Annotated in this window: 16 protein-coding genes; 6 read left to right on the top strand and 10 right to left on the bottom strand. The window is 71.3% G+C overall.

The features are described 5' to 3' along the window. Nucleotides 1–3 precede the first annotated feature (3 nt). Nucleotides 4–756, top strand: a complete 753-nt coding sequence (locus ACYSUO_RS08015; RefSeq protein WP_461775336.1) for a FadR/GntR family transcriptional regulator — start codon at nt 4–6, stop codon at nt 754–756. A gap of 21 nt (nt 757–777) precedes the next feature. On the opposite strand, the gene ACYSUO_RS08010 is transcribed toward ACYSUO_RS08015, so the two are convergent. Together ACYSUO_RS08010 and ACYSUO_RS08005 are read right to left on the bottom strand one after the other, a co-directional pair. Beyond that, nucleotides 778–2,076, bottom strand: a complete 1,299-nt coding sequence (locus ACYSUO_RS08010) for an amidohydrolase family protein (protein WP_461775335.1) — start codon at nt 2,074–2,076, stop codon at nt 778–780. Further along, on the bottom strand, nt 2,031–3,026 hold the full coding sequence (locus tag ACYSUO_RS08005) for a CoA transferase (RefSeq protein WP_461775334.1): 996 nt from the start codon (nt 3,024–3,026) through the stop codon (nt 2,031–2,033). The genes ACYSUO_RS08010 and ACYSUO_RS08005 overlap by 46 nt, the downstream gene beginning before the upstream one ends. A gap of 81 nt (nt 3,027–3,107) precedes the next feature. Between ACYSUO_RS08005 and ACYSUO_RS08000 the strand changes: the two genes are divergently transcribed. Next, complete coding sequence (locus ACYSUO_RS08000) at nt 3,108–4,043, top strand: enoyl-CoA hydratase/isomerase family protein (RefSeq protein ID WP_461775333.1); 936 nt, start codon at nt 3,108–3,110, stop codon at nt 4,041–4,043. A 22-nt stretch (nt 4,044–4,065) separates the two neighbouring features. Here ACYSUO_RS08000 and ACYSUO_RS07995 read toward each other — a convergent pair whose 3' ends face one another. From ACYSUO_RS07995 to ACYSUO_RS07965, 7 genes are read right to left on the bottom strand one after another with little or no spacing between them, the layout of a single operon-like run. Then, nucleotides 4,066–5,106: a CaiB/BaiF CoA transferase family protein gene (locus tag ACYSUO_RS07995; protein WP_461775332.1), complete on the bottom strand. Its 1,041-nt coding sequence runs from the start codon at nt 5,104–5,106 to the stop codon at nt 4,066–4,068. Further along, nucleotides 5,103–6,059, bottom strand: coding sequence for an LLM class F420-dependent oxidoreductase (locus ACYSUO_RS07990; RefSeq protein ID WP_461775331.1), 957 nt, complete (start codon nt 6,057–6,059; stop codon nt 5,103–5,105). Before ACYSUO_RS07990 ends, ACYSUO_RS07995 begins: the two co-directional genes overlap by 4 nt. Before the next feature lie 13 nt (nt 6,060–6,072). Continuing rightward, complete coding sequence (locus tag ACYSUO_RS07985) at nt 6,073–6,477, bottom strand: cobalamin B12-binding domain-containing protein (RefSeq protein ID WP_461775330.1); 405 nt, start codon at nt 6,475–6,477, stop codon at nt 6,073–6,075. After that, the gene (locus ACYSUO_RS07980; RefSeq protein ID WP_461775329.1) at nt 6,477–8,060 is read right to left on the bottom strand and encodes a methylmalonyl-CoA mutase family protein; all 1,584 of its coding nucleotides are present in this window, start codon (nt 8,058–8,060) and stop codon (nt 6,477–6,479) included. Before ACYSUO_RS07980 ends, ACYSUO_RS07985 begins: the two co-directional genes overlap by 1 nt. After that, the gene (locus tag ACYSUO_RS07975) at nt 8,057–9,529 is read right to left on the bottom strand and encodes a FadD3 family acyl-CoA ligase (protein ID WP_461775328.1); all 1,473 of its coding nucleotides are present in this window, start codon (nt 9,527–9,529) and stop codon (nt 8,057–8,059) included. The genes ACYSUO_RS07980 and ACYSUO_RS07975 overlap by 4 nt, the downstream gene beginning before the upstream one ends. After that, nucleotides 9,526–10,707, bottom strand: coding sequence for an amidohydrolase family protein (locus tag ACYSUO_RS07970; protein WP_461775327.1), 1,182 nt, complete (start codon nt 10,705–10,707; stop codon nt 9,526–9,528). The genes ACYSUO_RS07975 and ACYSUO_RS07970 overlap by 4 nt, the downstream gene beginning before the upstream one ends. Before the next feature lie 35 nt (nt 10,708–10,742). After that, a complete protein-coding gene (locus ACYSUO_RS07965; protein ID WP_461775326.1) occupies nt 10,743–12,317 on the bottom strand; it encodes an AMP-binding protein in 1,575 nt (524 codons plus the stop codon). Nucleotides 12,318–12,466: 149 nt separating this feature from the next. Between ACYSUO_RS07965 and ACYSUO_RS07960 the strand changes: the two genes are divergently transcribed. From ACYSUO_RS07960 to ACYSUO_RS07945, 4 genes are all read left to right on the top strand, one after another. After that, the gene (locus tag ACYSUO_RS07960) at nt 12,467–13,207 is read left to right on the top strand and encodes an enoyl-CoA hydratase/isomerase family protein (protein ID WP_461775325.1); all 741 of its coding nucleotides are present in this window, start codon (nt 12,467–12,469) and stop codon (nt 13,205–13,207) included. Then, nucleotides 13,197–13,634: a TIGR03618 family F420-dependent PPOX class oxidoreductase gene (locus ACYSUO_RS07955; RefSeq protein WP_461775324.1), complete on the top strand. Its 438-nt coding sequence runs from the start codon at nt 13,197–13,199 to the stop codon at nt 13,632–13,634. The genes ACYSUO_RS07960 and ACYSUO_RS07955 overlap by 11 nt, the downstream gene beginning before the upstream one ends. Before the next feature lie 132 nt (nt 13,635–13,766). Continuing rightward, nucleotides 13,767–14,429, top strand: coding sequence for a TetR/AcrR family transcriptional regulator (locus ACYSUO_RS07950; RefSeq protein ID WP_461775323.1), 663 nt, complete (start codon nt 13,767–13,769; stop codon nt 14,427–14,429). A gap of 67 nt (nt 14,430–14,496) precedes the next feature. Continuing rightward, nucleotides 14,497–15,552: an NAD(P)H-dependent amine dehydrogenase family protein gene (locus ACYSUO_RS07945; protein WP_461775322.1), complete on the top strand. Its 1,056-nt coding sequence runs from the start codon at nt 14,497–14,499 to the stop codon at nt 15,550–15,552. A gap of 37 nt (nt 15,553–15,589) precedes the next feature. On the opposite strand, the gene ACYSUO_RS07940 is transcribed toward ACYSUO_RS07945, so the two are convergent. Next, a complete protein-coding gene (locus ACYSUO_RS07940; protein WP_461775321.1) occupies nt 15,590–16,849 on the bottom strand; it encodes a metal-dependent hydrolase family protein in 1,260 nt (419 codons plus the stop codon). Nucleotides 16,850–16,874 lie beyond the last annotated feature (25 nt).

Raw genomic sequence — 16,874 nt, 5'->3', positions numbered from 1 at the left:
GCCATGGTCTCGTCCTCGAAAGCGGCGTTCACGGCCGTCGCCGTCCCCAAGGCGGCCGACGTTCTGGCCGCGGACATACGAGAGCGCATCCTCTCCGGCGAGCTCCCGGAGGGCGCGATGCTGCCACCGGAACGGGAGTTGGTGGAACAGACGGGGCTGAGCCGGGCCACGGTGCGCGAGGCGTTGCGCATCCTTCAGGTGGAGCGGCTGCTGCGGATCAGGCCGGGCCGGGGCGGTGGCGCCTTCGTGCACTGCCCCGACCACGCCTCGTTGGCCGGTGCCGTCGAGTTGGTCATCCGGGGACAGCACCTGCGCCTCGACGCGCTGCACGAGACGCGCGAGGCCGTGGAACCCGCCTGTGCCGCGCTCGCCGCCGTCCGGCGATCGGAGCACGACCTCGTACAACTGGACGCGGCTCACGCTGAGTTGACGGCAGCCGGCGCGGCGGGCGACGTGCCACGGTTTCTGCGCGGCAACGTGCGCTGGCACACCGCGGTGGCGCGCGCGTCCGGCAACGAACTCCTCATCGGCCTCATGACCGCCCTCGCCGACGCGATCTATGCGGCCACCGACATCGAGCACTTCCTCGACGACGACATCCGCACCCTCACCGCACGAGCCCACACGCGGGTCACAGCGTCGATCCGGGACCGCGACGAGGCGGGGGCGAAGCGCCGGATGGAACGCCATGTGTGCGCGTTCGCGCGGGCGGCGGCAGGGGCCGACCGGCGGGAAGGGCTGGAACTGGAGGGGTGAGGGGGCCACCGGTGGCACGGCTCACGTGGAAATGCACCGTCCGTCCACGAACGCCGCCCGGACGCGATCCGCCGACAGCTCCCGGAGCGCTTCCTTGAGGGGAACGTGAAGCAGGCACAGGTCCGCGCGGGCGCCCGGCGCCACGGCTCGCGGCGGGCCGCCGGGGGTCAGAGGTGCCCCCAGGAACAGTCCGAGCGCGGCGCGCGGCCGCAACGCTTCAGGGCCCTCCCGCCCCACCGCGGCCCGCATCACCGCCCAGGGGTCCGCCGTCCCGTACGGGGCGTCCGTACCGGCGGCGACCTGGACCCCCGCGGAGCGCAGCGTTCCGCACCGGTACAGGTGCGCGCGGTCGTCGGCGTGCACATCTCTCGCGTACGCGGCCGCCCGCTCGACCGGAAAGTGCGGCTGGGTGACGACGGTGACACCGAGCCGCCGCACCCAGTCGACCGTTTCCGCGGGGATCACCGCGCCGTGCTCGACGCGGTCCCCGGGCACGGCGCCCGTCGCGTCGAGGGCGAGCAGGGTGACGAGGAGCTGGACGCGGGTGACGCAGTGGACGGCGACCGAGCGGGGCCTCGCGCGCGCGAAGCGGTCAGCGAGCTCGTCGGGGGTGGGGAGGGTGAGGTCGTCGAGACGGAACTTCGCGGGGGCCGCCGGGTCGAGGCTCATGACGGTGAGGCGCTGCGGCAGGGGACTCAAGAGGGTGCGCAGGTCCGGGGCGGGGTGAGGGTCCGCGTTGGTGAAGCCGGTGATGCCGCGAGCGGCCGCCCGACGGCCGACTCTGTCCAGGTCCAAGGAAGTTGCCGGCAGGCTGACGCGCAGGCGCTCGTCCGACCGCCAGAACCTCCCGTCTCCGGTGTCGTCCATCCCTGCCGCACGCAAGGCTGTCCCGTTCCACACCCACAGTTCTCCGCTGCGGTGCTGCACGCGGACGGGCCGGTCGGCCACGAGGCGATCGAGTGTGGCGCGGTCCAGCTCTCCGGCGACGCTCTCGTGGTAGCCGACGGCCCGTACCCACTCCCCCGGAACCCCGCCCGTCAGTGCCTTCGCGAGCCCGTCGGTTCCGCTCACCTCGGCAGGCCCGACCCGGACGGACGCGGCCTCGGCGGCGAGAGCGGTGAGATGGATGTGGTGGTCGTGCAGCCCCGGGACCAGAGCCCCGCCGTGCCCGTCGACGCTCGTGCGCCCGGCGAGTCCGAGCCCCAGCTCGACGACGCGCCCCTCGGCCACCCGCACGTCGACCCGTCCGTGCCCCTCCACGTCCACGTCCCTGATCAGCACTGCGGGCCCGTCGTCGAGCCCGCCAGAGTCGCGGCGCATGACGCCATCGCGACACAGAGGAGGTGGCCGCCCCCGTCCCGGAGCGAGCGTGCCGTGGCGCGGGCCGCGTGGATGCCGGTGACGGGGTCGGCGACGGCGTCACCGAGGAACGCGGGGGCCGTGCCGTCGGGTGTCCGCGCCACGAGCCCGCCCGCCACCGCCGCGTCGTCTCCGAAGGCGATCCGGTCGTCGTCGCGCCCGTAGCCGGTGATACTCACCCATACGCGTCCGGGGCGAGCCCGCAGGAAGCGCTCGGCGTCGACGCCTGCCCTGCGCAGGGCGCGCGGGCGGGAGGCCTCGATCACCACGTCGGCGTCGTCGACCAAGGCGCGCAGGGCGTCGGGGTCGCGGAAGTCCACGACGGCATTGGCGTGTCCATGGTGCAGATGTCGGTAGAAGGCGGGGGTGCCATGGCGGGCGCCGTCGGGTCGGTCCGTGCTCTCCACCTTGAGCACATGGGAGCCGGCGAGGCCGAGCAGGCGGGCACACAACGGGCCTGCCCACAGCGCGGAGAAGTCCACGACGCGGGCGCCCTCGGGCGTGCGGGCGCCGCCCTCCGGCCCGGTGCGGGTCCGCACGACGGGCGGGCGCCGCCCTCGCTCGGAGCCGAGCGCCGACGCGGCCACGCCGAGCAGTTGGGCGTGCCGGGCGGTCTCTGCCGCGGGGCGTCCGGCGATCGCGTCCGGCAGCTCTCCGGTCCCGCCGAGGAGGTGGACGAGTGCGGGGACGGAGGTGTGATCGTCGGGACGGGCCAGGTTCACGGCCGCCCAGCCGTCGGCCGCGCGCAGCAGGTGGCAGGAGCCTCCGGCGGACGTGCGCCCAGGAGCAGCGAACCCTGCGAGCCGTGCCCGCAGGGTCAGTTCGGTGTCCACGTCGACGGGGACGCCGGTCAGGGCGGTGAAGTCGTCGGCGACGGCGCGCAACCGGCCTTCGAAAACCGGGCTCTCCAATTCCGCACTCCCTCTTCTCCCACTCCAGCCAGACAAATTACACTCGTTGCGACCCGATCGGGAGAGCGGAGCGGCGCCGTCATGGAGACCCCCTTCGAGCTGGTCGACCTGGACCGCGGTCTCCGGGCCGACGTCCGGGACATGCGACCCCGCGTGGTGATCGGCTACGCCGCCGAGCCGTTGGACCTCGATCCCGCCCCGTACGACATCCTCCTCACCGGCGCCCCGGACGCGCCCCGCCCCTGGGTGAGCCGACCCGTCCCCCACGACACGGCGAACCGGATCGCCGAAACGGTCACGGCGCGCCAGGAGACGGCGACAGCGCTGATCCAAGTGCTGCGCATGGGTGAGCAGTTGACGCCCTACGATCGGCTGGTCGCCGAGTCACTCGCCTATTCGACCCTGCAGGGCGGCGCCGCCTTCCGACAGTGGCTGGCCACCACCGCGCGTGGCCCCGCACGCCCCGCCGAACGGCCTGTACGCATGGACCGCGACGGCGAGCGGCTGACCATCACGCTCGACCGCCCGTGGGTGCGCAACGCGATGGACGCCGCGACCAGGGACGGCCTGTGCGAGGCCCTGGCGGTCGCCGTCGCCGACCCGTCGATCGCACGGGTCGAACTGCACGGCAACGGACCCTCGTTCTGCAGCGGAGGGGACCTGTCCGAGTTCGGCACCGCGCGTGATCCCGCCCGTGCCCACCTTGTGCGCGTCGAGCGAAGCCCGGCGGCCCTGCTGTTGCGCTGCGCGGACCGGGTCACCGCGCATCTGCACGGCGCGTGTGTGGGCGCCGGGGTCGAACTGTCGTCGTTCGCGGCGCGGGTCGTGGCCGCCCCCGACACGCGGATCCGGCTGCCGGAGGTCGCGATGGGGCTGATCCCGGGTGCAGGCGGAACGGCGGGCATCCCGCCGCGCATCGGGCGGCACAGGACCGCCTATCTCGCCCTGTCCGGCGCCTTCCTGACGGCGCACGAGGCGCTGGCCTGGGGACTGGTGGACAGCGTCCTGACGTGTTGAGCCGTGGCCGCCGCCCCGAAGGTCACCCGTCGTGCTGCCCCAGCCGCGGCGGCGGCCCGTACTGCGGCTCGTACCCGGCGACCCTGACGGGGCTGCCGACCAGCCGGTAGTCGCCCGCCTCGATCACGGCCGACGGCGTGCGCTCCAGCGCCTCCGGCAAGGTGCGGACGGCCGCGGCCGGAACGTTCAGCGGTCGCAGCCGCGCCTCCCACCCCTGTGCCGTGTCACCGGCGAGGGCCTTGGTGACGGCCGCGATCACGTCATCCCTGCGCGCCGCCCGGCGTGCCATCGTCGCGAACGCCTCCTCGTCGATGCCGGCCTCGGCGGCGAAGGCCCGCCAGAAGCCGTCGTGCGTGACGAACAGCGCCAAGTGGCCCTCGGCGGTGGGGAACAGCTGGGCCGGTACGTAGTAGGAGTGAGCGCCGCCGGTGCGTCGGGGCACGGTGCCCTCGTTGAGGTAGGCGGCGGCGCGATAGTTCAGCTGGGACAGCATCACATCTCGCAGGCTGACATCGACCTGACCGCCACGCCCCGACATGATCTGCGCGAGAAGCCCCAACGCCGCCATGATTCCGGCCGAGTTGTCGGCCGACGAGTAGCCGGGAAGCAGGGGCGGGCCGTCCGGGTCGCCGGTCAGGGCGGCGATGCCGGTCGCGGCCTGGACGACGTAGTCGAAGGCCGGCTCGTCGCCCGCGTCCATGCCGTAGCCGGTGACGGCGACGCAGACGAGGCGGTCGTTGTACGGCTTCAGGTCGTCGTAGGTCAGTCCACAGCGGCGGATGGCGGACGGTTTGAGGTTCACGAGCAACGCGTGCGCGTCGCCCACGAGTTGGTGCAGACGGTCCTGCCCTTCGTGGGTCGTGAGGTCCACTCGGATGCTGCGCTTTCCGCGGTTGATGCTCGCGAAGTACGCGTCCGACACCTGGCGCGACAGGTCGCCTCCGGGCGGCTCCAGCTTCGTCACCTCCGCGCCGAGGTCGGCGAGGAGCATCGTCGCGTACGGACCCGCGAGGATGTGGCCGACCTCCAGGACGCGGATGCCCGCGAGCGGGCCGGGGTTCACCGCAGCTCCGCGGCGATCGCCGCTACCGTCTCGCGGGTGCGGCGTTTGGACGCGACGAGTTCCTCGCGGCCCTCGCCGATCGGCAGGAGGCGTACGGAAAGGTCCGTCACGCCCGCGTCTGCGAACCGCTGGAAGCGGGCCCTGATCGCCGCCTCGTCGCCCGCCGCGCACAGGTCGCCGACGTCGCGCGCGTCCCCGTACTCCAATAGCCGCTGGTAGTTGGGCGAGATCTCGGCCTCGCCGAGGATGCGGTTGGCGCGCTCGCGGGCGACGTCGACCTCGTTCGGCCGGCACAGGCAGACGGGGATCCCGGCGACGATGCGCGGCGCCGGGCGCCCGGCCTCCTGGGCGGCCTTGGTGATGCGGGGCACGACATGGTCGGCGACGGAGCGTTCGTCGGCCATCCAGAGGATCGTTCCGTCAGCCCGCTCCCCCGCGATGCGCAGCATGACCGGGCCGAGCGCGGCGAGCAGGACGGGCAGGGGTGCGACCGGGGCGAGGCCGAGCGGATTGTGGACGGTGAAGGTGTCGTTCTCGACGTCCACCGAACTGGCCCCGCCAACGGCCGTGTTGAGAACGTCCAGGTAGTCGCGCGTGTAGGCGGCGGGCTTCTCATAGGGCAGGCCGAGCATGTCCCGCACGATCCAGTGGTGCGATGCCCCGACCCCGAGGGCGAGCCGCCCCTGGGCCGCGGCGTGCGCGGAGAGCGCCTGGCGGGCCAGGGCGATGGGGTGCTGGGTGTGCACGGGGACGACGGCCGTGCCCAGTTCGATGCGCGAGGTCACCGAACCCATGAGCGCGACGGCCGTCAAGGCATCGAAATCCGTGGGCACTTGGGGCACCCACACGGTGTCGAAGCCGGCCTCCTCCGCCCAGCGCGCATCGTCGAGCATGCGGGCGGCCTTGCGCGCGCTGTCGCCCCGCTCGGGTCCTGACATCACTCCGATACGCATACGACTGGGCTCCTCAACGGTCTGCGGTCAGCTTGCGGATGTCCGTGACGATCTGGTCGAGCGGTGTACCGGTCGGGTAGACCGCCGCGGCCCCCGCCTTCTTCAGCCGACGGATGTCCGCGGCGGGGATGGAGCCGCCCACCACGACCACGATGTCCTCGGCGTGCGCGGCACGCAGCGCCTCAACGGTGCGGGCGGTGAGCGCGATGTGGGCGCCGGAGAGGATGCTCAGGCCGACCACGGCCACGTCCTCCTGCACGGCGGTCGCCGCGATGTCGGCGACGCGTTGCCGGATGCCGGTGAAGACCACCTCGAACCCGGAGTCGCGCAGCGCCCGTGCGACGATCTTCGCGCCGCGGTCGTGTCCGTCGAGGCCCGGCTTGGCGATGAGCACCCGGGGGGTGGCCGCGGTCGCCATCAGAACACCACCGGCTGCTGGAACTCGCCCCACGCGGCGCGCAGCACGTCGGACATCTCCCCCACGGTGCAGTACGCGGCGGCGCAGTCGACGAGCGGTCCCATGAGGTTCGTGTCGGACGAGTCGGCGGCCCGCCTCAACTCCTCAAGCGTGCGCCGGACTTCGGCCGCGGTGCGCTCGTCCTTCACCTGCGCCAGCCGCTTCAGCTGGCGCTCCCGTCCCTCGGCGTCGAGTTCGTACGTGGCGAGGTCCGGCAGTGCCTCGTCGACGGTGAAGCGGTTGACTCCGACGACGGGCCTGGCGCCCGACTCGACGTCCCGGTGGGCCCGGTACGCCTCGTCGGCGATGAGCCCCTGCAGATAGCCGTCCTCGATGGCACGGACCATGCCGCCGTGCGCCTCCAGGTCGTCCATGATCTCGACGACGCGCTCCTCTGTGGCGTCGGTGAGGGCTTCCACGAAGTACGAACCTCCCAGCGGATCGGCGACGGACGCGGCGCCCGTCTCGTACGCGAGGACCTGTTGGGTGCGCAGCGCGAGCGTGGCGGACTCCTCACTGGGCAGCGCGAACGGCTCGTCCCAGGCCGCGGTGAACATCGACTGCACGCCGCCGAGGACGGAGGCGAGCGCCTCGTAGGCGACACGTACGGTGTTGTTGCGGGCCTGCGGCGCGTACAGCGAGGCGCCTCCGGCGACGCAGCCGAAGCGGAACATGCACGCCTTGTCGGTCTCGGCGCCGAAGCGTTCGCGCACGATCGTCGCCCACCGCCTGCGCCCAGCGCGGTATTTGGCGACCTCCTCGAAGAAGTCGCCGTGCGTATAGAAGAAGAAGGAGATCTGCGGGGCGAACTGATCGATCGTCATACGGCCGCGTTCGATGACCGTCTCGCAGTACGTGACTCCGTCGGCGAGCGTGAACGCCATCTCCTGGACGGCGTTGGCCCCGGCGTCGCGGAAGTGGGCGCCCGCGACGGAGATGGCGTTGAAGCGGGGAACCTGTTCGGCGCAGAACTCGATGGTGTCGGCGATCAGGCGGAGCGAAGGCTCGGGCGGCCAGATCCAGGTGCCGCGAGAGGCGTACTCCTTGAGGATGTCGTTCTGAATGGTGCCGGTGAGCTTCGCGCGCGGGATGCCGCGCTTCTCGGCAGCCGCCACGTACATCGCGAGCAGGATCGCCGCCGTGCCGTTGATGGTGAAGCTGGTGCTGATCCGGTCCAGCGGGATGCCGTCGAAGAGCAGCTCGAAGTCGGCGAGCGTGTCCACGGCGACCCCGACACGGCCCACCTCGTCGGCGTATTCCGCGTCGTCGGAGTCGTAGCCGCACTGGGTGGGCAGGTCGAGCGCCACGGACAGGCCGGTGGAGCCCTGGTCGAGGAGGTAGCGGTAGCGGCGGTTGGACTCCTCCGCGGTGCCGAAGCCGGAGTACTGGCGGCGGGTCCACAGGCGGCCCCGGTATCCGGTCGGGTAGTTGCCGCGGGTGAAGGGGTACGTGCCCGGCTCCGGCGGCGTGGCGGGGGCGTCGGCGGCGGAGTAGACCGGTTTGAGGGGGAGACTGGAGGGAGTGTGCACCGCGTCGTCTGTCATGAGCCCTCCTGGCCGTCGGCGGTCAGTTGGTCCTTGAGGACCTTTCCGGTGGCTCCCAGAGGCAGGTGATCCCGGAATTCGATGTACCGGGGCACCTTGAAACCGGCCATCCGCTCGCGGCTCCACGCGATGAGGTCGTCGGCGCTCACCTGCTCGCGGGCCACCACGAACGCCTTGCCGACCTGCCCCATGCGCCCGTCGGGCACGCCGATCACGGCGGCCTGCGCGACGGCGGGGTGTTCGAGCAGGAAGCCCTCGATCTCGGCCGGGTAGGCGTTGAAGCCGCCCACGATGAACATGTCCTTCTTGCGTCCGACGATCCTGAGCCGGCCTTCCGTGTCCAGCTCCCCGAGGTCACCGGTGTGCAGCCAGCCCTCGGGGTCGATGGCCTCGGCGGTGGCGGCGGGGTCGTCCAGGTAGCCCTTCATCACGGCGTAGCCGCGCACGAGCACCTCGCCGTCGTCGGCGATGCACACCTCGAAGCCCTCGCAGGGGCGCCCGACGGTGGTGGCGACGGCCTCGTACGGGTCGCCGGGGCGGGAGGCGGTGACGGTGCCCGCCTCGGTCAGTCCGTAGCCGGTCATCAGATGCCGGAACGGGAGCTCGGTGGTGACCCGCCGCACCAGTTCCACGGGGATGTCGGCGGATCCGGTGACCGCGACGCGCAGCGAGGACAGGTCACGGCCGGGCGGGGCGGCGAGGAGCGAGTGGTAGAGCGTGGGCGGACCTGGAAGGACGGTCACCCGCTCGCACTCGACGAGGTCGAGGACGACGTCCGTGTCGAAGACGGGAACCGGCAGCATGGTGGCACCGCGCAGGAACGAGGCGACGAGGCCTGCCTTGTAGCCGAAGATGTGGAAGTACGGGTTGACCATGAGATAGCGGTCGCCCTGGCGAAGGCCGGCCAGCTCGCACCACTCGTCGTACAGCCGCAGCGTCTGTCCGTGGGTGGTCATGACGCCCTTGGGGCGGCCCGTGGTCCCGGAGGTGAACACGATGTCGGCGATGTCGTCCTCGCCCACCTCGCGCTCGTACGGGCTGCCGGAGGTGAGGAATCCGGACGTCGCCATGTCGATGACGGGGACACCGTCGGGCCCGGTGAACTCGCGGGCGAGGAAGCCGTTCTGGACGAGGACCGCCTTCGCGCCGCTGCGTCGCACGATGTCGTGCGCCTCGGCGTCCTTGAAGCGGGTGTTGACGGGCACGAGGACGCCCCCGGCCGCCGTGAGCCCGAAGGCCGCGACGATCCAGTCGGCGGAGTTCGGCGCCCACAGGGCCACCCGGTCCCCCTTGCGGATGCCCAGCTCGCCGGCGTAGGCGCCGGCCGCGACGCGTATCCGCTCGGCGAGTTGACGGAAGGTCAGGCGCAGTTCGCCGTCGACGACCGCCTCCGCGTCGCCGAAGCGGTCCGCTGCGCTCAGCGCCGCCTCGGGGATGCTGCGCCACTTCAGTGCGGCGTCGACGCTCATGGGGCCATCAGGCGGGCCAGGTTGCCGCCCATCACCTTCGCCTTGTCGGCCTCGTCGAGCTTGCCGAGGAAGTCGACGTACGACACCGGGTCGGCGAGGCCCTCCGGGTGCGGGTAGTCGGAGCCGAACAGGACCCGCTCGATGCCGATGAGGTCACCGAGAGCGGCCATGTCCTCCTCCCAGAACGGACTGATGTGGATGTGCCGCTTGAAGACCTCGACCGGGTCCTCCTGGAACTCGTGCGGCATCTTCTTGTGTACGTCGGCGAGCCGGCCGAGGACGGGTTCCACCCATGAGGCGCCCTGCTCGATCACCGCGACCTTCAGCTCGGGGAACCGGGAGAGCATGCCGTGGCAGATCATCGACGCCACCGCATCCTCGATGGGGCGCCACTCCGCCACCTGCCGGAAGGCGTTGGGCTTGAAGGGCAGGAACTCGCGGGTGCCGCCCTCCCAGTCGTTGGCGTAGTTGGAGTAGCCGCTGTCGGAGGAGTGGAACGTCACGAGAACGCCGAGTTCCTGCACGCGCTTCCAGAAGGGATCGAACTCGGGCAGCGCGAAGGAGCGGGTGACACCGCCGGGCCCAGGCACCGGCGCCGGACGGACCAGGATCGCGCGGGCGCCGCGCTCCACCACCCAGTTCAGCTCCTCGATCGCCTTGTCCACGAACGGCAGGGTGATCACGGGGACGGTGAAGATGCGGTCCTTGTAGACGAAGCCCCAGGTCTCGTGCAGCCACTCGTTGAGCGCGTGGATGACCGCGTGGATGAGTTCCGGGTCGTCCTTCATCCGCTCCTCGATGAGGCTCGCGAGGGTCGGGAACATCAGGGAGCGCTGAATGCCGAGTTCGTCGAGGAGCTGCAGGCGGGGGCCCGGCTCGCGGAAGGCCGGGACGGCGCGCATCGGCTCGCCGAAGATCTCCCGACGGGTCTTGCCGTCGGGGTTGCCGACCCTGAAGTACTCCTCCATCGCGCCGGGCCGGGCGACGACGTCGAAGGTCGGGTTCGGTATGTACTCGCTGATCTGCCCGCGGATCGCGATCTTCGTACGGCCGCGGACGTCGACGTACTCGATGGCGCCGTCGTACTGCTTCGGGAGGTACTTGGTGAGTGCTTCCCGGGTCTCGTAGAGGTGGTTGTCCGCGTCGAAGAGCGGAAAGGGCAGGGTGCGTGAAGGCACGAGATCCTCCTTGGCCGATTGTGAGAATACTATTCTCACGTTCGGGGTGGGGCAATGACCGCAGCGAGGTTCCGCCGGAGCACGAACTTCTTCACCTTGCCGCTGGCGGTCCGCGGGAAGTCGTCCACGCCGTGCACCTCCTCGGGCCACTTCTGCCGCGCGATCCCGGCACGCTCGAAGTGCTCCCTCAACTCCGGCAATCCCGGGACGGGCCGGCCGGGCAGCATGCGCAGCACGGCGGCCGCGTGTTCGCCGAGGCGGGCGTCGGGAGCGGCCACCACGGCCGCCTCCGCGACACCGGACATGACGAGCAGCACCTCCTCGACCTCCAGGGCGCTGATGTTCTCGCCACCCCGGATGATCACGTCCGCCTTGCGGTCGGTGATGGAAAGGCAGCCGTCCGCGTCGACCTCCCCGATGTCGCCGGTGCGGTACCAGCCGTCGGCGTCGAAGGCCGTTTTGGTGAGTTCCGGATCGGTGTAGCCGAGACAGAGGTCGGGTCCGCGTGTGAGGATCTCGCCGTCACCGTCGAGCCGCACTTCCACACCGTCCAGCGGCGTGCCGTCGGTGTGCAGCCGGACGCGGGCGGGACCGTCGTGCGGGGCCCAGGTGACGGAGGGGTGCTCGGTCGAGCCATAGGAGCGGAACGCCCTTATGCCCAGGCCTTCCAGACGGGTCGTCACGGCCGACGGCACGGCGGATCCGCCGAGTCCCGCGTACTTGAGGCGGGCGATGTGCGCGGGGGTGCAGTCGGGGTGGTCGAGCAGGCTCGTCATGTAGTACGTCGCTCCCCCGCCGACGACCAGGTCCTCGCGGGCGATGAGGTCGAGCGCCTGCGCCGGGTCCCATACGTCGCCGAGGTTGATCGGCGAACCGTCGAGCACGGGGATCAGGAACGCGTTGACCATCCCGATGAAGTGGCCGACAGGCGCCACCGTGAACTGCTTGCCCCGGTCCGGCGGATAGGCCGCGGAGAGCTGACGCGTCTCGCACAGCAGGGTCTGATGGCTGTGCACCACACCCTTGGGGTCCCGGGTGGTGCCGGAGGTGAAGGCGATCAGAGTGGGCTCGGCCGGATCTGCGGGCAGAAAGCCGGGCATCGGCTCATCGGCGAGCAGCGTGTCGAAGTCGCGGCCGACCACCCCCACGATCGGTACGTCGGCGCTCAGTTCGGGGCGGAACTCCTGGCGCCCGAAGCGCTCGGCGGCGAAGAAGGCGCGGGGGCGCGTGGACCGCAGGATGTAGCCGACCTCTTTGGGCCCGTAGAAGTGCACGATCGGGACGACCACCGCGCCGAGCAGCGCCGACGCCCAGAACACCGCTGCGGCCTCCATCCAGTTGGGCAGCTGGAACGCGATCACGTCACCGGGCCCGACGCCCCGCTCGCGCAGCCCGGCCGCGAGCCGTCGTGCCGTCCGCTCCACATCACCGAAGGTTCCCGACCAGGGGCGTGTCCGTGAGTGCACGCGGAACTCGGCTTCGGGTGCGGCTCGCAGACGCTCGGCCAGGACTTCGCCGAGGGTTTCGCGGGTCCACCAGCCCGCCGACTCGTAACGCCGTGACAGCTCCGGCGGGATCGTCCTGAGCGCGGTGACCGGGATCGTCGGCATGGAAGAAACCAACCTCCTCGTGGCATGCACCTGCACGCACTCGCCAGCATGAGAATTGAACTCTCTCAGATAGAGAAGCTATGTTCCATACGTCGTACGCGACCACGGTGCGCGCTCATGACCCCGCTCATGCCCCGGAGGGACTTCGTATGGTCGACCTCGAACTGGACGGCGCGCTCGCCGTCGTCACCATCGACCGCCCGCACGCGCGCAACGCGATCGGGCCGGCCACGATGGACCGCCTGGAAAAGGTGCTCGCCGCGGTGGACGAAGCGGAGGCGGAGGGCTCGACGCACGCACTCGTCATCAAGGGTGCGGGCGAGAAGGCGTTCGTGTCGGGCGGCGACCTCAAGGAACTGGCGGCGCTGCGCACCGAGGAGGCCGCGCTGGAGATGGCGCTGCGGATGCGCGCCATCTGCGACCGCATCGCGGCGTTTCCGGGGCCGGTCGTCGCCGCATTGAACGGCCACACCTACGGCGGCGGCGCGGAGTTCGCGCTCGCGGCGGACATCCGGGTCGCCGCGGACGACATACGGATCGCCTTCAACCAGGTGGCGTTGGCGATCATGCCGGCGTGGGGCGGGGCGGAGCGGCTCGCGGCGCTCGTCGGGCCGGGGCGGGCGCTGCTGCTCGCCGGGTCGGGCCAGGTACTGGGCGCACGCGAGGCCGAGCGGGAGGGCCTGGTGGACCGGGTGCTGCCGCGGGACGGCTTCGAGGCCGGGTGGCGGGAGCTGGCCCGTTCACTCGCGCACCGTCCGGCCCGGTCGATCAAGCGCGTGACGCGACCGGGCGGCTGCCCGCCACGCGAGGCGGCACGGGCCTTCGCGCGCCTGTGGGTCTCCGACGCGCACTGGGCCGCGGCGGAGGCGGTGACGTCCCGTGCGAAGTGAGGTGCCGCAGGAGGCGTTGTGGCAGCGCGTCGCAGGCCGCCGCGAGGGCGTCCTGGCGACGCTCGGCCCCGACGGGACCCCTCACCTGTCGAACGTCTATTACCTCGCCGATCCGGCGACCCGGACCCTCCGCCTCTCGACCACCACGGAACGCGCCAAGGGCCGCAACCTGCTGCGCGACCCGAGGGCGGCCCTGTACGTGCCGGGTGAGGACTTCTTCAACTACACCGTCGCGGAAGGCAGGTTCGAGGTCACGGTCGCGTCGGTGCCCGGTGAGCCCGCGATCGGCGAGCTGCACGCGGTGCACGCCGCTTCGGGCGCGGCCGGTGATCGTCCGGAGTTCGACCTCCGGATGATCCGCCACCGCCGCATGCTCGTGCGGGCCGTAGTCACGCGCCTGTACGGGCTTGTGCATCCGGCGGCCTGACCGCAGCCGACCGAGGGGCGACGCCGGGCGTCCTCCCGGACCTCCAGGAGAACGGCGTTCCCATTGAGGCGCTAGCCGCTTCGGTAGGTGTGGACCAACTGCTTCTCATATACGTGGAGTATTGTTCCGCAGATGAACGCCGTCCCCGCAGAGCCCACCCCGCCCGTCTGGCGTCAACGCGCGATCGAGCGGTCCACGCGCGCGGCCAAGCTCCGCGCCGAGGAGCGGATCGAGCGCTTCCTCGAAGCGGCACAGGAGCTCATCGCCACCAAGGGCACCACCGACTTCACGGTGCAGGAGGTCGTCGAACGGTCGAAGCAGTCGCTGCGCAGCTTCTACCAGCACTTCGACGGCAAGCACGAGCTGTTGCTCGCCCTGTTCGAAGACGCCCTGGGGCGCTCGGCCGACGAGATCCGCTCTGCTGCCGCCGCAAAGAAGAAGCCGCTGGAACGGCTGCGCGTCGCGGTGCACATGCTCTACGAGCAGTCGCTGCCGCGCCCCGACCGGCAGAGCCCCCTGTTCACCGACTTCGCCATGCAGCTCCTGAGCTCCCACCCTGACCAAGTGGCCACCGCACACGTGCCGTTGCTCGACCTGTTCACCGAACTCGTCGAAGCGGCGGTGGAGTCCGGCGAAGCGCAGGCGGACAAGCCGCGCCGCGCCGCATCGCTGGTGATGCAGACGGCGATGTTCACCGCGCAGACCCCGGGCGTCCCGTCCGGCAGCGCGTCGACGCAGATCTCCGCCGAGGAAGTCTGGGAATTCTGCCGGGGCGGTGTCTCCGGGAAGGCCTGACCGCGACACCGGACACGATACGGTCGCGGTATTACTCTTCTCGGTTGGCGAGAGTACCGTTTCCGTCATGACCGAACCGGGACGCAAGTCGCCGTACCGCGTCGTCCAGTGGGCAACCGGGAACATCGGGAGTCGTACGCTGCGCGGGGCCGCCGAGCATCCTCAGATGGAGGTGGTTGGCGTTCTCGTGCACAGCGCGCAGAAGTCCGGCCTGGACGTGGGTGAGCTGTGCGGGCTGCCGCCGCTCGGCGTCCGCGCCACCACAGAGCCGGCCGATGTGCTCGGGCTCAAGCCGGACTGCGTGCTCTACACGCCGCGCGAGCTGGACGCCGACGCGGTGTGCGCACTCCTTTCCGCGGGAATCAACATCGTCGCCACCCGCACCGACTTCCACCACCCGGACGCCATGGACCAGTCCCTGCGGCGCCGGGTCGAGACCGCCTGCGACGAGGGCGGCAGCAGCATCCACAGCACCGGCAGCAGCCCCGGTTTCGTGACGGAGGCGCTGCCGCTGGTGCTCGCGTCGGTGCAGCGGCGGCTCGACGGGCTGCTGGTCGAGGAGTTCGCCGATCTGTCACGGCGCGCCTCGCCCGGACTGCTCTTCGACGTGATGGGGTTCGGCGGGCGCCAGGACACCTTCGACGAACGGCGGCTCGCCTCGCTGAAATCGAGTTTCGCGCCGTCGCTGCGGGTGGTGGCGGACGCGCTGGGGCTGCCGGTCGAACGGGCCGAGGTGCAGGGCGAGTTCGCGCGCGCCGTGTCGCGCACGACGATCGCGGCGGGGGCCTTGGAGGCCGGTACGGTCGCGGCGCAGCGCGTCACAGTCGCGTGGAAGCACGGGGGCCACGACGTGCTGCGGTTCCGGGCGACCTGGTACTGCACGACGGAGCTCGACCGTCCGTGGGATCTGCGGGACACCGGGTGGCGCCTGACCGTCGACGGCGACGCCCCGCTGGACATCACGATCCGCTTTCCCGTTGCCGCGGAGAACGCGGCGGCCACCTACCCGGCGTACACCGCCAACCGTGCCGTCAACGCGGTGCCGTGGGTGTGTGCGGCGGATCCGGGGATCCGTACGACGGCGGATCTGCCGCACCTGGTGTCACCGTTCGCGAAGGCGTGAGCCAGGAGGTCGGGCCTCTTGGCTCACGCCTCATGGCTCAGGCCTTCGCGGTGTCGTTCCGGTGAATCGTCCCGCCCTTCATCACGAAGCGGACGTCGCCCGTGACCGAGACGTCGGAGAGCGGGTCGCCTGGGACGGCGATGACGTCGGCGAGCAGGCCGGCGTCGAGCCGGCCGCGGTCGTCCACGTCGATGAGGTCGGCGGAGACGGTGGTCGCGGCGCGGATCGCATCGAGCGGGGACATGCCCCGATGCACGAGCGCGATGAGTTCCTTGGCGTTGCGGCCGTGCGGGATCGCCGGGGCGTCGGAGCCGCAGGCCACCCGTACGCCGCGGCGTATCGCCTCGGAGATGGTGGCGCGGGCCCGCGGGAACACCTCGGCGGCCTTGGCCTGCAGTTCGGGGTCGGCGCGCGACGTGTCCATCTCGTCGTTGAGCGAGGTGGTTGCCACCAGGAAGGTGCCCTGCGCCACCATCCGGTCGAGGGTCTCGCCACCGACCAGGAAGCCGTGCTCGATGCAGTCGATGCCCGCGTCGAGGGCGGCGGTGACCGCCTGTTCGCCCATGCAGTGAGCGGCAACCTTCCGTCCCGCCCGGTGGGCCTCGTCGACGATGGCGCGCAGCTCCTCGTCGGAGTACTGCTGGGCGCCGGCCGGGCCGGTGTGCGACATCACGCCGTTCGACGCGCACACCTTGATGACCCACGCGCCGTGCTTGATCTGGTAGCGCACGGCCTTGCGCACCTCGTCGACGCCGTTGGCGATCCCCTCCTCCACCGTCAACGGCAGCACGTGCGGCGCGAACGCCTGGAACATCGTCGGGTCCAGGTGCCCGCCCGTGGGTGTGATCGCGTGCCCGGCCGGCACGACTCGGGGGCCGTCGATCCAGCCGTGGTCGATCGCCTTCTTCAGGGCGACGTCCAGCAGCAGCCCGTTGGTCTGGAGGAAGAGGCCCAGGTTGCGCACCGTCGTGAAGCCGGCGCGCAGGGTCCGGCGCGCGTTGGCCACCGCCCGCAGTGTGCGCACGGCCGGGTCGTCCTGCACCGCGATCAACGGACTGCGGTGGTCGGGCCCGCCGAGCAGCAGGTTGACCTCCATGTCCATGAGGCCGGGCAGCAGGGTCAGGTCACCGAGGTCGACGACGACCGTGCCGTCCGGGAGTGTGTCGGGCACGATCCGGGTGATGTGCTCGCCCTCGACGAGCAGTTCCCCCGGGGTGACGTACTCGCCCTTGTCCACGTCGAGCAGGCGTGCGGCGCGGAGCAGGACGGGCGGCTGTGGGGTACGCGGGCGGGGCATCGCGAGGCTCCTTCGCAAAGCGGCC

This window comes from Streptomyces sp. UC4497 (genome assembly GCF_054871485.1).
Note: the sequence above shows the minus strand (reverse complement) of the source record. Positions and strands in the feature narration are given on the sequence as shown.

Bases quoted from the DNA above. Each gene is read 5' to 3' on its own strand.
- ACYSUO_RS08015 (WP_461775336.1), top strand. From the start codon at position 4: ATGGTCTCGTCCTCGAAAGCGGCGTTCACGGCCGTCGCCGTCCCCAAG.
- ACYSUO_RS08010 (WP_461775335.1), bottom strand. From the start codon at position 2,076: ATGCGCCGCGACTCTGGCGGGCTCGACGACGGGCCCGCAGTGCTGATC.
- ACYSUO_RS08000 (WP_461775333.1), top strand. From the start codon at position 3,108: ATGGAGACCCCCTTCGAGCTGGTCGACCTGGACCGCGGTCTCCGGGCC.
- ACYSUO_RS07990 (WP_461775331.1), bottom strand. From the start codon at position 6,059: ATGCGTATCGGAGTGATGTCAGGACCCGAGCGGGGCGACAGCGCGCGC.
- ACYSUO_RS07985 (WP_461775330.1), bottom strand. From the start codon at position 6,477: ATGGCGACCGCGGCCACCCCCCGGGTGCTCATCGCCAAGCCGGGCCTC.
- ACYSUO_RS07980 (WP_461775329.1), bottom strand. From the start codon at position 8,060: ATGACAGACGACGCGGTGCACACTCCCTCCAGTCTCCCCCTCAAACCG.
- ACYSUO_RS07975 (WP_461775328.1), bottom strand. From the start codon at position 9,529: ATGAGCGTCGACGCCGCACTGAAGTGGCGCAGCATCCCCGAGGCGGCG.
- ACYSUO_RS07965 (WP_461775326.1), bottom strand. From the start codon at position 12,317: ATGCCGACGATCCCGGTCACCGCGCTCAGGACGATCCCGCCGGAGCTG.
- ACYSUO_RS07960 (WP_461775325.1), top strand. From the start codon at position 12,467: ATGGTCGACCTCGAACTGGACGGCGCGCTCGCCGTCGTCACCATCGAC.
- ACYSUO_RS07950 (WP_461775323.1), top strand. From the start codon at position 13,767: ATGAACGCCGTCCCCGCAGAGCCCACCCCGCCCGTCTGGCGTCAACGC.
- ACYSUO_RS07945 (WP_461775322.1), top strand. From the start codon at position 14,497: ATGACCGAACCGGGACGCAAGTCGCCGTACCGCGTCGTCCAGTGGGCA.
- ACYSUO_RS07940 (WP_461775321.1), bottom strand. From the start codon at position 16,849: ATGCCCCGCCCGCGTACCCCACAGCCGCCCGTCCTGCTCCGCGCCGCA.